The following is a 14,441-nucleotide window of genomic DNA, read 5'->3' on the forward strand; positions in this document are numbered from 1 at the left end:
GCACGGGGGCGGGCGTGGGCGGGAGGTACGGCAGCCGGGTGAAGATGGCAGCGGCGAGCAGGTAGGTCACCGCTGTGGTGAGGATCAGCGCCACGTACGCCGCCCGGGTGTCGGCGGCCAGCGCGAAGCCGGCGAGCACGGCGCCCACCGAGATCCCGACGTTGGTGGTGGCCCGCAGGTGGGCGCGGGTGCGGACGCGCTGGTCGGCCGGGACGGAGCCGGCGATGAGCGCGCCCTTGGCGCCCCGGTCGACGGCGTCGGCGACGGCGGTGGCCGCGCCGACGGCGAGGAACGCGGGAAGCGATCCGACGGCCACCAGCGCGGTGGTCAGCGCGCCGCTCGCGACCAGCGCGACGATCTGGGTGGCCCGGGGGCCGAGCCGGTCGGCCAGGTATCCGGCCGGGGTGCTGGCCAGCAGGCCGACCAGGGCCGACACGGTCAGCCCGAGCCCGACCTCCGTGGCGCTCAGGCCGGCTGAGCGGGTGAGGAAGAGCGCGCTGGCCACCATCCACAGGCCGCGCCCGGTGGTGCGGACGAGGGTGCCGAGGGCGAGGACGCGGGCCGGGCCCGGTGCAGGAAGGAATCGCATCGCACCCCGGGACCTTAACAAGACGTACGTACGGTTTGCATCCGCCTTCCCACCATCCGGCCCCGCGTACGGCGAAGGGGTGGCCGCTCCCGACGGAGCGGCCACCCCTTCGGTGACCCCGCACCCGCCCACCGGCGGGACGGACAATTCAGTGCACGGTGACGGTCGCCCCCGGAAGCAGCCCGCGCAGCTCCTCGGGCAGCTCGGCGCCCATCTCGTCGGCGATGCGCAGCGCCTCCTCGATCAGCGTCTCCACGATCTGCGCCTCGGGCACGGTCTTGACCACCTTGCCCTTGACGAAGATCTGGCCCTTGCCGTTGCCGGAGGCCACGCCCAGGTCGGCCTCGCGGGCCTCACCGGGGCCGTTCACCACGCAGCCCATCACGGCCACCCGCAGCGGCACCGGCAGCCCCTCCAGGCCGGCGGTGACCTCCTCGGCGAGCTTGTAGACGTCCACCTGGGCCCGGCCGCAGGACGGGCAGGAGACGATCTCCAGGCCCCGCTCGCGCAGCCCGAGCGACTCCAGGATCGCCGCGCCGACCTTGATCTCCTCCACCGGCGGGGCCGACAGCGAGACCCGGATGGTGTCGCCGATCCCCTCGGCCAGCAGCGCGCCGAAGGCGACCGCCGACTTGATGGTGCCCTGGAAGGCCGGGCCGGCCTCGGTGACGCCCAGGTGCAGCGGGTAGTCGCACTTCTCGGCGAGCAGGCGGTAGGCCCGGATCATCACCACCGGGTCGTTGTGCTTCACCGAGATCTTGATGTCCCGGAAGCCGTGCTCCTCGAAGAGCGAGCACTCCCAGAGCGCCGACTCGACCAGCGCCTCGGCGGTGGCCTTGCCGTACTTGGCGAGCAGCCGCTTGTCGAGCGAGCCGGCGTTCACGCCGATCCGGATCGGCACCCCGGCGTCGCCGGCCGCCTTGGCGATCTCCTTGACCTTGTCGTCGAACTGCCGGATATTGCCCGGGTTCACCCGGACCGCGGCGCAGCCGGCGTCGATCGCGGCGAAGACGTACTTCGGCTGGAAGTGGATGTCGGCGATGACCGGGATCTGCGACTTCTTCGCGATCGCCGGCAGCGCCTCGACGTCGTCCTGGCTGGGCACGGCGACCCGGACGATCTGGCAGCCGGACGCGGTCAGCTCGGCGATCTGCTGGAGCGTGGCGTTGACGTCGGCGGTGAGGGTGGTGGTCATCGACTGCACGGAGACCGGCGCGCCACCGCCGACCGGCACCGAACCGACCATGATCTGGCGGCTGGCCCGGCGCGGCGCGAGCGGCGGGGGCGGTACGGCGGGGATACCGAGACTGACAGCGGTCACTTCAGGCACTCACCTTGAGAAGAGCGTGATCGGGTTGACGACGTCCGCCGTGATGGTCAGCAGCGTGAACGCGCCACCGATCAGGATCACCGCGTACGTGAAGGGCATGAGCTTGAGGTAGTCGACCCGGCCCGGGTCGGGGCGGCCGATCCGGGCGTAGAGCCACGAGCGGGCCCGCTCGAACCAGGCGATCGCGATGTGCCCGCCGTCCAGCGGCAGCAGCGGCAGCAGGTTGAACACGCCGATGAAGAAGTTCAGCGAGACGAACAGCATGAAGAAGAGCAGCCAGGCGTTGTTCTCCACGGCCTCGCCGCCGAGCCGGCTGGCGCCGACCACGCTGATCGGGGTGTCCACGTCCCGCTCGCCGCCGGTGATCGCCGTCCACAGGGCCGGGATCTTCTGCGGGATCCGTTGCAGGGCCTGCACCGTGTTGACCGCCATGTCGCCGGTGAAGTCGGCGGTCGCCCCGAACGCGGCGACCGGCCCGTACGTCGTCCGGGTGGGGGTGCTGGGGATCAGGCCGACGCCGAGCGCGGCCACGTCCCCGACAGCGCCGTTCGGGTCGTCCAGCGGCCGGCGCTGGGTCTTCGCCAGCACCGCCTCCGTGCTGCCCGGCTGGCCGTCCCGGACGTACGCGATCCGCGCCGTGTCGCCCGGGGAGAGCGTGCGCAGCGTGGTGAGCAGGTCGCCGTAGTTGTTGATCGGCGTGTCGTTGACCGCGGTGATCCGGTCGCCGTCGCGCAGCTGCGCCTGTGCGGCGGGGCTGGCCGCGTCGGCGGGCGTGCACGGGCGGACCGCGTTCTCCGGCACCACGCACTCGGAGAGCTGGATGACGGCCGGCTCCTTGCGGATCTCGGCCTCGCTGCTCGGGAAGTCGGGGTTGGGCAGGCCGGCGGTGACCGCGATCACCCAGAGCGCGACCAGCGCCAGAGCGAAGTGGGTGATCGAGCCGGCGGACATCACGATCGTCCGCTTCCAGACCGGGAAGCGCCACATGGCCCGCGGCTCGTCCGCCGGGTCGACGTCGTCATCCTGCGGCGTCATCCCGACGATCTTGCAGAAGCCGCCGAGCGGGATGCCCTTGACGCCGTACTCCGTCTCGCCGCGCCTGAACGACCAGAGGGTCGGGCCGAAGCCGACGAAGTAGCGGGTGACCTTCATGCCGAACGCCTTGGCGGTGAGCATGTGGCCCGCCTCGTGCAGGCTCACCGAGATGAGGATGGCGAGGGCGAAGAGCACCACCCCGAGCAGGTACGCCATCAAGCTCCTTCCACCGAACCCGCGATGATGATCTCCTGCGCGTGCGCGCGCGCCCACGACTCCGCCGCGAGCACGTCCTCGACGGTACCTGGTTCGCCGAAATCGGGAGCCTCCTCGAGGACCCGTTCGAGGGTGTCGACGATGCCCAGGAACGGCAGCCGGCCGGCCACGAAGGCGGCCACGCACTCCTCGTTCGCCGCGTTGTAGATCGCCGGGCGGCAGCGGCCGGCCTCGCCGGCGGCCTTGGCCAGCGCGACGGCCGGGAACGCCGAGTCGTCCAGCGGCGCGAACTCCCAGGTGTGCGCCCTGGTCCAGTCGACGGCGGCGGCGGCGTCGGCGACCCGGTCCGGCCAGCCGATGCCCAGCGCGATCGGCAGCCGCATGTCCGGCGGGCTGGCCTGGGCGAGGGTGGAGCCGTCGGTGAACTCCACCATCGAGTGGATCACCGACTGCGGGTGCACCATCACGGTGATGTCGGCGTACGGCACGTCGAACAGTTCGTGCGCCTCGATCACCTCCAGCGCCTTGTTCACCATGGTGGCGGAGTTGATCGTGACGACCGGGCCCATGTTCCAGGTCGGATGGGCCAGGGCCTGCTCCGGCGTGACCTCGGTCAGCTCGTCGCGCCGCTTCCCCCGGAACGGCCCGCCGCTGGCGGTGACGATCAGCCGGCGCACCTCGCCCCGGCTCCCGCCGCGCAGGCACTGGGCCAGCGCCGAGTGCTCGGAGTCCACCGGCACGATCTGCTCCGGCCGGGTCACCGCGGCCTTGACCAGGGAGCCGCCGGCGACGAGGGACTCCTTGTTGGCCAGCGCGAGGGTACGCCCGGCGCGCAGCGCGGCCAGCGTCGGCGCCAGCCCCAGCGAGCCCACCACGCCGTTGAGCACGATGTCGCAGGGCCACTGCGCCAGCTCGGTCATCGCGTCCGGCCCGGCCACGATCTTCGGCAGCTTGAAGTCGCCGCTGGCCCAGCCCCGGCGGCTCGCCTCGGCGTAGAAGGCGAGCTGGAGGTCCTGGGCCGCGGAGGCCTTCGCCACCCCGACCGCGTCGACGCCCAGTTCCAGAGCCTGGGCGGCGAGCAGGTCGACGTTGCCGCCACCGGCACCGAGCGCGACCACCCGGAACCGGTCCGGGTTGCGCCGCACGATGTCGATGGCCTGGGTCCCGATCGACCCGGTGGAGCCGAGCAGGACCAGTTCTCTGGGGGAGGTCACCCGGTCATTCTTCCCCAGCCCGTCCCCGCGCCCGCCGGGAGCCTCAGCCCTCCCCCGTCGCCGACTCCTCCACGGGCGCCTCGTCGCCCAGCAACTCGGCCGGGTCCACCGAGAAGTCGAACGGCTCCCGCATGACGAAGGAACTACCGGCGGCAGCGGCCGCGACGGGCCGATACTCCCCCTCGGTCAACTCGAAGAGCGCGATGGTGGGCACCCGATTGCGCAGGTCGACACGGAGGAAGAACGGCACCCCGACCGCGGCGTACTCGCGGGGACGGTCGATGACGTCCTTGCGCCGGTTGCGGGGCGAGACGATCTCTCCGAGCAGGACCGCGTGGCGGATGTCCATCGTCGTGCGGCCACCGCCGGGCACGTTCAGGACAACGATGTCCGGAATGAACAGGTCGTCGCCCGACACGACGTTCGTCTCGATGTAGAGCCAGAGCTTGGCCCGCCGGGCCGCCTGCTTGAGCAGGTAGGCGAGGTCCAGCTCGGCATCCTGGTGGTCATATCCAGCCTGGGGGGTCACGATGACGCTTCCGCTCAGGACCTCGACCTTGGGGCCGTTGGTCTCCGGCAAGAGGTCGAGGGCGAGCTGGGCGGTCCACGGCTCGTCGTGCCACCGCAGCACGTCGAACGACGGCTCGGTGGGCTGCGGCGTCGCCAGCGGCGCCGGATCGGGCTCCGGCGTGAACGCGGCCTGGGCCATCCAAGCTCACCCTCTCAGCGGACCATCATCGTCAGCCCAGCCTAGTGCCGCCGCCCCGCCGCGGCGCGGATCGCACGGCCTGCCCGTCAGGGCGTCCCGGATGGGGGATGTCGGGGCTCCAGCCGACCGGGACGCCCCGACATGCGGCCAAGCGAGTGGATCAAGCCTTGGCGGGGGCGGCCAGGACGAACGTCTCCAGCACCTCGCCGGCGTACCAGTCGGTGCGCCGGCCGAGGTGGGTCATGCCGAGCCGGCGGCAGACCGCCATGGACGGGTCGTTGCCCGGCGCGACCACGGCGTACACCTGCCGGGTGCCGGCGGCGAACTCGCGGGCCAGCACGGCCCGGGCCGCCTCGGTGGCGTACCCGTGACCCCACGAGTCGGGGTGCAGGTGCCAGCCCACCTCGATGTCGTCGGTGGGCGTCACCCCGTCCGCGCCGGGCAGCGGCTTGAGGATCAGGGTGCCGGCGACCCGCCCGGTGTCGCGTACCTCGATCGCCCAGGTGCCGTACCGGCCGCCGTGGTCGGCGTGCCGCTCGCGCCAGATCCGCAACCGGTCGGCGGCCTGCGCCGGGTCCGTCAGCGGCAGCCCGGACGCGGCCAGCCAGCGGGTGATCTCGACCCGGGAGTAGATGTCCCAGATCCGGGCCAGGTCGGCCGGATCGGCGGTCCAGTCCCGCAGGACCAGGCGGTCCGTGGTGAGAACGGTCATGGCCGGCGATCTTAACGAGTCGGGGCGGCCGGGCGGGGCCGGCGCGGGCGACCGCGGCCGCGATTTCACCGACCCTGATCGATGTAGGTCTCTTACGATCATCGATCGGTATTGGTTAAATACCTTCACTCCACCGCCCCGCGCACCCCTGACCCCCGGGAGGGACTCCGTGAAACTCGCCACCGCCGCGCGCGCCCTGGTCGGCGGGCTGACCGCAGCCGCCATGGTGCTGCTCGGCCCGGCCGGATCCGCGTCCGCGGCGACCGTCACCGTGGACAACGCGACCGCCGGGCGCTTCACCGCCAGCACCAACTGGGGCACGTCGTCCTGGTCCAGCCAGAAGAACGGCGCGGACTACCGGTTCGCGACGCCGTACACCGGCGGCAGCGACGCCGCCTGGTTCAGCGCGTCGATCACGGCGACCGGCGCGCACCTCGTCGAGGTGTGGTACCCGGCGGACGCCGGCTACAACGACGCCACCCCGTTCATCGTCGCGACCAGCAGCGGCAACCAGACAGTCGTGGTGAACCAGCGCGCCAACGGTGGCCGCTGGGTCAGCCTCGGCACCTTCACCCTGGCCGCCGGCGACCGGCCCGTGGTCGGGGTCAGCCGGTGGACCAACGGCACGGGCTACGTCGTCGCGGACGCCGTGCGGATCACGTCCACCTCCGGCAACCCCGCGTTCGCCCTGCCGCTGCCGAAGAGCGCGCTGCCGCGCAGCGAGTACGACGACCCGCACCACGACTATCCCGCCATCGACCTCCCGGTCGGCACCGGCACCCGGGCGTACGCCGTGCGGGCCGGGACCGTGACCATCATCAACGACAGCTCCTGCGGGCAGGGCGTCAACCTCACCGGCACCGACGGAGCGGTCTACACCTACTGCCACTTCTCGGCCTGGTCGGTCAGCAACGGCGCCTCGGTCGCACCCGGGCAGCAGCTCGGCCTCACCGGCAACACCGGCAACTCCACCGGGCCGCACCTGCACTTCGGCATCCGCACCGGCAGCACCCGGCGCTGCCCGCAGAACTTCCTGCTGGCGCTCTACGACGGGGTGACCCCGCCGGCGGCGACCAGCCTGCCCACCACCGGCTGCTTCTACGCCACCCGCAGCACCGGCCAGGTGCAGCCGCTGGGCTGACCACCACGCCTCGTCCGCCGACCCCGCCCGGACCACCCGCTCCGGGCGGGGTCGCCGCCGCCACGACCGGACCTCCCGGTACGCGCACCCCGCCTCGCCGGGCCGCGCCGGGGATCTTGATGAGTGACGGCTGCCGCGAAGGGGTACGGGACCGGGATGGGTGGCGGATGGCGGCGGGTGAAGCGGATCGGCGCCGCGGCGTTCCGCCCGGTGCGCGGCCGGGACCTGTCGCTGCACGCCGCCGCCATCACGTTCTACGGCGCGATCGCCGTGGTCCCGGTGGCGCTGCTGGCGATCTGGTTGACCACGCTGGTCGCGGGCGCCGAGCGGGTCCGCCGGCTCACCTCGTACGCCGTGCGGACGCTGCCGACCGAGATCGGCGCGCCCCGGGCGATGGCCGCCCTGGTCGAGGCCGGGGTGGAACTGACCCCGCTGCTGGCGCTGGCCTCGCTGCTGCCGGCCTCGCTCTACGGCGAGGGGCTGCGCCGCGCGTTCGTCTCGGTGGCCACCCCGCGCAACGGCGAGTCGCTGGTCGGCTGGCGGGGCCGGCTGCTGCTGCTTCCGCTGCTCGCCCCGGCCCCGGCCCTGCTGCTGTCGATCCTGCTGGCGTTGCCGACCACCACCGGGCTGGTCCGCCAGGGCGGCTGGCTCGGGGTGCTCGGGGTGGTGCTGTCCTTCCTGGGGGTGTGGCTGGTGCTCACCCCGGTGCTGCTCTGGGTGTTCCGGGTGGTCGGACCGGCGTCGCCGGACTGGCTGTCCGCGCTGGCCGTCGGCTCGTTCACCGCGGCGAACCTCGCCGGCTTCCTGCACGGGTTCGTGCTCTTCGCGTCGCTCCCGATCGACCTGGGCGCGCCGTTCGGCGGCTTCGACGAGATCGGCGCCGGCGTCGCCGTGCTGCTCTGGCTCTACCTGTTCCACGTGATCGTGCTGGCCGGCTACTCCGCCACCCTCGCCCTCTCCCGCCACCGCACCCACCCCACCCCGGAAGCGCGCCGATCATGAGGTTGGCGGCGTGGGGAGCGCTCCCCGATGCCGCCAACCTCATGCTCAACGCCGCCGACCGGCCGGGGCCGGTCAGGGGCGGAAGGGGCCGGTGATCTCGTAGGTGACGCCGGCGGAGCCGGTGCGGTCGCCGGTGGTGCCGCGCTGCGACGAGAAGTAGAGGCGGGTGCCGTCGGGCGAGAAGGCGGGGCCGGTGAGTTCGGACTCCGGGTGGCCGTGCAAACGCAGGAACGGGGTGACCACGCCGGCGGGGGTGATCATGTTGATCTCCATGTTGCCGCCGTCCTCGGCCACGTAGAGGTCGCCGCCGGCGGTGCCGGTGATGTTGTCCACCCCGGTCAGCGGCGCCGCGCCGGCCGGCACCAGCGAGTCGTCGTAGGCCAGGTCGAGGCGCTGCTGGACCGCGTCGTACGCCCAGACCCGGTTGTCGCCCTTGGTGGTGAACCAGCAGGTCCCGTCGGCGTACCAGCAGCCCTCGCCGCCGTCGAAGTGCTTGGCCGCGCCGACCTGCCAGCGGGTGGGTACCGGGAAGCCGTCCCGGTCCGGGACATCCCGCCAGGTCACCGGCCCGGCCGTGGCGTCGGCGGGCGCGCAGAGCACCTGCAACCGGCCGGCGCGCAGGTCGCCCCAGGTGTCCGGGACGAAGCGGTAGAAGCAGCCGTCGCCCTCGTCCTCGGTCAGGTAGACCACCCGGCGGTCCGGGTCGCAGGCCGCCGCCTCGTGCTTGAACCGGCCCATCCGGGTGCGCTCCTCCGCCTCCCGGCCGCCCTGCGGCCAGGTCTCGAAGACCCGCCCGAGCGGCACCTCCTCGCAGGAGAGCCAGGTGCCCCACGGGGTCGCGCCACCGGCGCAGTTGACGTTGCTGCCGCCGAGGATCCGGTACGCCGCGGCGACCGACCCGTCGGCGGCGAACCGCACCGCCGACGCGCCGCCGGCCAGCGGGATCTCCGAGTTGGAGACGTAGATCCAGCCGGTGCCGGCCGGGAAGCAGGCGCCGCCGTCGGGCGCCCAGTGCCAGACGTACGAGGTGCCGGCGACGCGCTGCCCGGAACGGGCGATCACCCGGCTGGTGAAGCCGGCGGGCAGCTGGATGCCGTTGCCGTCGGCGGCGAGCAGTTCCCCGTACGGGCCGGGGCCGGGCTGGGCGGGGGCGGCCAGCGCGGCGCAGGCCCAGAGGCTGCCCGAGAAGGCGGCGGTGCCGCCGGCGACGGTGGCGCGCAGGACGGTGCGACGGTCCATCGGAGACCTCCCGGTGAGAGTCGATGCCCCGTCGACGCTAGAGCCGACGGAGCATCGATGGAAGTCTCTACGCGGTGAACGCGGGGTGACGCTCCGCCGGCTCCGGCTCGGCGCCCTCCCGGATGCCGTAGCGGCGGTAGACCCGGCCCAGCGGCCCGGGCGCCCACCAGTTCCACCGGCCCAGCAGTCGCATGGTGGCCGGCACCAGCAGCGCCCGCACCAGCGTGGCGTCGACCACGATCGCCACGATCATGCCGATGCCGATCAGCTTGATGTACGCCATCCCGCCGGTCGCGAAGCCGGCCACCACGATGATCAGCAGCAGCGCGGCGGCGGTGATGATCCGGCCGGTGTGCTGCAACCCGGCCGCCACCGAGGCGGTGTTGTCCCCGGTCCGGTCCCACTCCTCGCGGACCCGGGAGAGCAGGAACACCTCGTAGTCGGTGGCCAGCCCGAAGAGCACCGCGAGCATCAGGATCGGGTTGCTCGGCTCGATGAACCCGGTCGGGGTGAAGCCGAGCAGGTCGGCGAGGTGGCCGTCCTGGAAGATCCAGACCACCACGCCGAACGACGCGCCGATCGAGACCAGGTTCATCAGCACCGCCTTGACCGGCAGCACCACCGAGCCGAAGGCGAGGAAGAGCAGCAGCAGGGTGGCCGCGGCCATCAGCAGCGCCATCCACGGCAGCCGGTCGGCGAGGCTGTCCAGCAGGTCCCGGTCGGCGCCGGGCCGGCCGCCGACCAGCACCTCGGCCCCGCCCGGCGCGGGCAGGTCGCGCACCTGGCGGACCAGGTTCTGGGCGACCTCGCCGGTCGGCTCGCCCGGGTAGCTCACGGTGAGCAGCGTCGCCTCGCCCCGGTTCGCGGCCACCTGCACGCCGCTCACCCCGGGCAGGCCCGCGATCCGGTCGGCGAACGGGCGTACCGCCTCGGCCGGCGCCCCGGTGACCAGCACGTCGATCGGGGCGACCGTGCCGCCGGGGAACTCCGCGGCGATCCGCTCGGAGACCACCCGGGGCGCGGCGTCCGCGGGCAGCACCCGCTCGTCGAAGCCGCCGAACTCCATCCGCAGCGACGGCACGGCCAGCACGGCGAGCAGCAGCACCACCCCGACCAGGTAGCGCACCGGCCGGCGCATCACGCTGCGGGCGATCCGGGCCCAGGCGCCGCCGCCGGCCGCCGGCCGCCCACCCCGCCGCCACGGCAGCGGTACGCGCCACGCGTCGATCCGCGGCCCGAGCACCGCGAGCAGGGCCGGCAGCACGGTGAGCGCGGCGAGCATGGCGACCAGCACCGCGGCCATCCCGCCGAGCCCCATCGAGCGCAGGAAGGACTGCGGGAAGATCAGCAGGCTGGCCATGGCGAGCGCGATGGTGAGCCCGGAGACCAGCACGGTACGGCCCGCGGTGGCCATGGTGCGCCGGATCGCGGTGGGGGTGTCCCGGCCGGCGGCCAACTCCTCGCGGAACCGGCTGACCACGAAGAGCGCGTAGTCGACGGCCATGCCCAGGCCGATCAGCGTGATGATGTTGATCGCGAAGATCGACACCTCGGTGACGAGGTTGACCAGCCGGACCGCGACGAACCCGCCGAGGATCGCCAGCCCGCCGATCAGCAGCGGGGTGGCCGCGGCGACCAGGCCGCCGAAGATGAGCACCAGCAGCACCAGCAACACCGGCATGGAGAGCAGCTCCGCCCGGGTGATGTCCTCCGTGGTCTGCCGGTTCGCCTCGTGCAGGAACGGCACGTTGCCACCCGTCTCGGTCCGTACGCCGGGCGTCTCGATGGCCGGGCGCAGCGCCTCGTACGCCGCCGTCTTGCCGTCCTCGTCGGCGGGCCGGAGCTGGACCAGCGCGTAGGTGGCCCGGCGGTCGGTGGCGAGCAGCGCGGGCGCCTGGGTGTCGTACCAGGTGGTGACGCTGGCGACCTCGGGGCGCTCGCGCAGCCGGGTGACGGTAGCGGTGACCGGGTCACGGAAGGCCGGCTGGTCGGCCGGCACCGAGTCGCTGGACCAGAGCACGATCACGTCGGCACCCTGCGGGCCCAGCTCGTCGGTGATCCGCTCGTACGCCCGGCTGGACTCGCTGGCCGGGTCGTCGAACCCGCCCCCGGTGAGCTGCCCGAAGACCCCGGCACCCCAGGTCGATCCGATCGCGACCAGCAGCACGGCCGCGGCGAGCACCGCCCAGCGCAGCCGCACCACCATCCGCCCCCACCACGCGAACATGGCTCCCCCTTGACGGCTAAAATGTGACCATCGATCATTTGAGTGAACGCCGTTAACTATTGCAACAGTGTTCGCTTCGGTCAAGGGGGTAGCCGGATGACCGCACCAACCCGGCGGGAACGCCTGCGTACCGCCACCCTCGCCGAGATCAAGGAGGGCGCCCGCCGGCTGCTGGTGACCGGCGGCATCGACGCGGTCTCACTGCGCGCCATCGCCCGCGACATGGGCATGACCGCCCCCGCCATCTACCGCTACTTCCCCAGCCTGGAGGCGCTGGTCACGACGCTCGCCGGGGACCTCTACGACGAGCTGCGACGGTGCCTGGAGGCGGCCCGGGACGCCGCCGGCGGCGAGCCGGTCGACCAACTGGTGGCCATGTGCCGGGCGTTCCGGGCCTGGTCGGTGACGCACCCGGCCGAGTTCGGGCTGATCTTCGGCGCGCCGACCCCCGGGCTGGCCGCCTTCGTCGACGACTGCGTCGACCCGGACCATCCCGGCGCCCGGTTCGGCGCGGTCTTCCTCGCGCCGATGATCGAGCTCTGGCACCGGTCGCCGTTCCCCACCCCGCCGGCCGAGTTGCTCAGGGAGCGCCTCGGCGACCGGCTGGAGCCGCTGCGGCTCAGCCACGGCGACATCCCGATCGAGGTCACGTACACCTTCCTGGCCGGCTGGACCCGGCTCTACGGGCTGGTCGCGGCGGAGGTCTTCCAGCAGGTGAGCTGGGCGGTCACCGAACCCGAGGCGCTGTTCGAGCTGGAGCTGGAAGCGTTCGCCGCCCAGCTGGGCGGCGAACGACCGGGCCCCGAGCCCCGGTAGGCCCGACCCGGGGACGACGCGCCGGTCGGCGGGGGCTACCGGCGGCGAAGGGCTGCCCGGCGGGCCCGGCGGGCACTAGGCTCCCGCGGCATGAGTGACGAGCTGCCGACCCGGGCCGACGTGGTGATCGTCGGGTCCGGGCACAACGGTCTGGTGTCCGCGATCCTGCTGGCCCGCGCCGGCCTCGACGTGCTGGTGCTGGAGGCGGCCGAGGTGATCGGCGGGGCCACCCGCACGGAGAACCCGTTCCCGAAGGTGCCCGGCCTGCGCCACTCCACCGGTTCCTACCTGCTCGGGCTGATGCCGCCGGAACTGCTCGCCACGCTCGACGTCCGCATCCCGGTGCTGCGCCGCGACCCGCACTACTTCCTGCCCACCCCGGGCCCGGAGGGCTCCCCGTACCTGCTCTTCGGCAGTGACGTCGCGGCCACCCGGGCGCAGCTCGCGGAGTTCTTCTCCGCCGCCGACGTGGCCGCCGACGACGCCCTTCAGGCCGAGCTGGCCGCGCTGCGCGCCGACCTGGCGCCGGTCTGGCTGGCCGACCCGCTGCCGGTCGAGGAGACCGCCGAGCGGTACGTCCGGCCGGCGCTGCGGCAGGTCTTCGTCGACCTGGTCCGCGGCTCGGTCGCCGACTACCTGGCCCGCTTCGACTTCCGCTCCGAGCTGCTCGTCTCGATGTACGCGGTCACCGACGGCCTGTCCGGGCTGAACGCCGGCCCGGACGACCCCGGCACCGGCCACAACTTCCTGGTGCACAACATGTGCCGGCTGCCCGGCTCCGGCGGCACCTGGATGATCGCCGAGGGCGGGATGGGCACCGTCTCGCGGACCTTCGCCGAGGCCGCCCGGGCCGCCGGGGCGAGGATCCTGACCGGTGCCCCGGTCAGCGCGATCACCCTGTCCGGCGGCGCGGCCAGCGGGGTGGTCCTCGCCGACGGGCGGGAGGTGGGCGCCCGGGTGGTGCTCGGCGCGTGTGACCCGTACCGGCTGATGGACCTGCTGCCCGACGGCGCGCTCCCGGCGCCGCTGGCCGAGCGGATGGCGGCGGTCCGCCGTCCCGGCACCACGCTCAAGCTCAACCTGGCGCTGAGCGGCCTGCCGCGCTTCTCCTGCCTGCCCGCGGACGCCCCCAGCCCGTTCGGCTCGACCATCCACCTGCTCCCCGGCTCGGCCTCGCTGATCGGCGGCGGGGAGTCGCCGATGACCGCGCTGCGCGCGATGTGGGCGGACGTGCAGGCGGGCCGGCTGCCCGCGGAGCCGACCATCGAGTGGTACCTGCACACCACCGTCGACCCGTCGCTCTCCGACGGGCAGGGCCACCACTCGTCGGCGCTCTTCGTCCAGTCCGTCCCCTACGAGCTGGCCGGCACCAGCTGGGACGAGGCGCTGCCCGGGTACGTCGACCAGTTGATCGCGATCTGCGAGCGGTACGCCCCCAACACCGGCGACCTGATCGCCGACGCGGTGCCGCTGCCGCCGGCCGGCATCGAGGCGCACTTCGGCATCACCGGCGGGCACATCCACCACGTCGACAACACCGTCTCGTTCACCGACCGGATGCCGTACGCCACCGGGGTCGACGGCGTCTACGCCGGCAGCGCCGGCTGCCACCCGGCGGGCAGCGTCATCGGCGCCGCCGGCCACAACGCCGCCCGCCGCATCCTCACCGACCTAGGTCGCTGACCGATCCTCGGCCGTGGTGGCGGCGCTGGGCAGGGTGCCGGGACCGCGGATGAGGTAGAGGACGACGAGCACGAGGTAGAGGAAGAGGCTCAGGACCGGGTGGACGAAGACGAACGCGAAGGCGACCAGGTAGAGCAGCGGGCGCAGCAGTAGCCGGTGCGCGATCGCCCGGGTCAGCTGGGGATCCAGGTCGGGGTGCAGCAGCCGGTGTCGGCGCGCGCACCACCAGATCAGGTTGAAGCAGACCGCCTCACCGAGCACGGTGCCGAGGTAGAGTGCCGCGGTCAGCCGCTGCTCCGCCGCGCTGCCGCGCAGATTGTCCGCGAGCAGGTCGGCGGTGAACGGGATGGCCGCGACGAACAGCAGCAGGAGCAGGTTGAACACCAGCAGCATCTGGTCGACCCGGACCACGTACCGCCAGATGTTGTGGTGGCCGAGCCAGACCTGACCGGCGATCGCGAAGGTGATCACATACGCCAGGTAGGCCGGCCAGGCGTCGACGAGGGCTTCGGGAAGTGCCCTCCCACC

General features: G+C 73.1%; 13 protein-coding genes. 4 read left to right on the plus strand and 9 right to left on the minus strand.

What is annotated here, in order from left to right:
* From DLJ47_RS31440 to DLJ47_RS31465, 6 genes are all read right to left on the minus strand, one after another.
* Window positions 1–589 (minus strand): MFS transporter (locus DLJ47_RS31440; RefSeq protein ID WP_146228243.1); only part of this gene is annotated, 589 nt, incomplete at its 3' end.
* 148 nt (window positions 590–737) lie between these two features.
* Window positions 738–1,910 carry a flavodoxin-dependent (E)-4-hydroxy-3-methylbut-2-enyl-diphosphate synthase gene (gene ispG / locus DLJ47_RS31445; protein WP_109905485.1) on the minus strand — a complete coding sequence of 391 codons (1,173 nt, stop codon included), beginning with the start codon at window positions 1,908–1,910 and terminating at the stop codon, window positions 738–740.
* A 9-nt stretch (window positions 1,911–1,919) separates the two neighbouring features.
* Window positions 1,920–3,170, minus strand: a complete 1,251-nt coding sequence (locus DLJ47_RS31450) for a M50 family metallopeptidase (RefSeq protein ID WP_109905487.1) — start codon at window positions 3,168–3,170, stop codon at window positions 1,920–1,922.
* Window positions 3,170–4,384 (minus strand): 1-deoxy-D-xylulose-5-phosphate reductoisomerase, encoded by a 1,215-nt coding sequence (gene dxr / locus DLJ47_RS31455; protein ID WP_109905489.1) that lies wholly within the window; start codon window positions 4,382–4,384, stop codon window positions 3,170–3,172. The genes DLJ47_RS31450 and dxr overlap by 1 nt, the downstream gene beginning before the upstream one ends.
* Window positions 4,385–4,427: 43 nt before the next feature.
* Window positions 4,428–5,093, minus strand: coding sequence for a Uma2 family endonuclease (locus DLJ47_RS31460; RefSeq protein ID WP_109905491.1), 666 nt, complete (start codon window positions 5,091–5,093; stop codon window positions 4,428–4,430).
* A gap of 160 nt (window positions 5,094–5,253) precedes the next feature.
* Window positions 5,254–5,805, minus strand: coding sequence for a GNAT family N-acetyltransferase (locus DLJ47_RS31465; RefSeq protein ID WP_109905493.1), 552 nt, complete (start codon window positions 5,803–5,805; stop codon window positions 5,254–5,256).
* Between the two features lie 169 nt (window positions 5,806–5,974).
* Between DLJ47_RS31465 and DLJ47_RS37815 the strand changes: the two genes are divergently transcribed.
* Window positions 5,975–6,946 (plus strand): golvesin C-terminal-like domain-containing protein, encoded by a 972-nt coding sequence (locus DLJ47_RS37815; protein WP_342447659.1) that lies wholly within the window; start codon window positions 5,975–5,977, stop codon window positions 6,944–6,946.
* Window positions 6,947–7,102: 156 nt separating this feature from the next.
* Window positions 7,103–7,948, plus strand: a complete 846-nt coding sequence (locus DLJ47_RS31475) for a YhjD/YihY/BrkB family envelope integrity protein (RefSeq protein ID WP_109905495.1) — start codon at window positions 7,103–7,105, stop codon at window positions 7,946–7,948.
* Between the two features lie 72 nt (window positions 7,949–8,020).
* On the opposite strand, the gene DLJ47_RS31480 is transcribed toward DLJ47_RS31475, so the two are convergent.
* Window positions 8,021–9,187 (minus strand): alkaline phosphatase PhoX, encoded by a 1,167-nt coding sequence (locus DLJ47_RS31480; RefSeq protein WP_109905497.1) that lies wholly within the window; start codon window positions 9,185–9,187, stop codon window positions 8,021–8,023.
* 67 nt (window positions 9,188–9,254) lie between these two features.
* Window positions 9,255–11,414, minus strand: a complete 2,160-nt coding sequence (locus DLJ47_RS31485; RefSeq protein ID WP_109905499.1) for an MMPL family transporter — start codon at window positions 11,412–11,414, stop codon at window positions 9,255–9,257.
* A gap of 96 nt (window positions 11,415–11,510) precedes the next feature.
* Here DLJ47_RS31485 and DLJ47_RS31490 point away from each other — a divergent pair, with 96 nt between their 5' ends.
* Together DLJ47_RS31490 and DLJ47_RS31495 are read left to right on the plus strand one after the other, a co-directional pair.
* On the plus strand, window positions 11,511–12,230 hold the full coding sequence (locus tag DLJ47_RS31490) for a TetR/AcrR family transcriptional regulator (protein WP_109905501.1): 720 nt from the start codon (window positions 11,511–11,513) through the stop codon (window positions 12,228–12,230).
* Between the two features lie 90 nt (window positions 12,231–12,320).
* The gene (locus tag DLJ47_RS31495) at window positions 12,321–13,913 is read left to right on the plus strand and encodes a phytoene desaturase family protein (RefSeq protein ID WP_109905503.1); all 1,593 of its coding nucleotides are present in this window, start codon (window positions 12,321–12,323) and stop codon (window positions 13,911–13,913) included.
* Here DLJ47_RS31495 and DLJ47_RS31500 read toward each other — a convergent pair.
* Window positions 13,902–14,441, minus strand: a 540-nt coding sequence (locus DLJ47_RS31500) for a TMEM175 family protein (RefSeq protein ID WP_109905507.1), incomplete at its 5' end; no start/stop codon positions are given. The two genes, DLJ47_RS31495 and DLJ47_RS31500, sit on opposite strands and share 12 nt — an antisense overlap.

It is taken from the genome of Micromonospora sp. S4605, assembly GCF_003176715.1.
In the GTDB taxonomy this organism is placed as follows: domain Bacteria; phylum Actinomycetota; class Actinomycetes; order Mycobacteriales; family Micromonosporaceae; genus Micromonospora; species Micromonospora echinaurantiaca.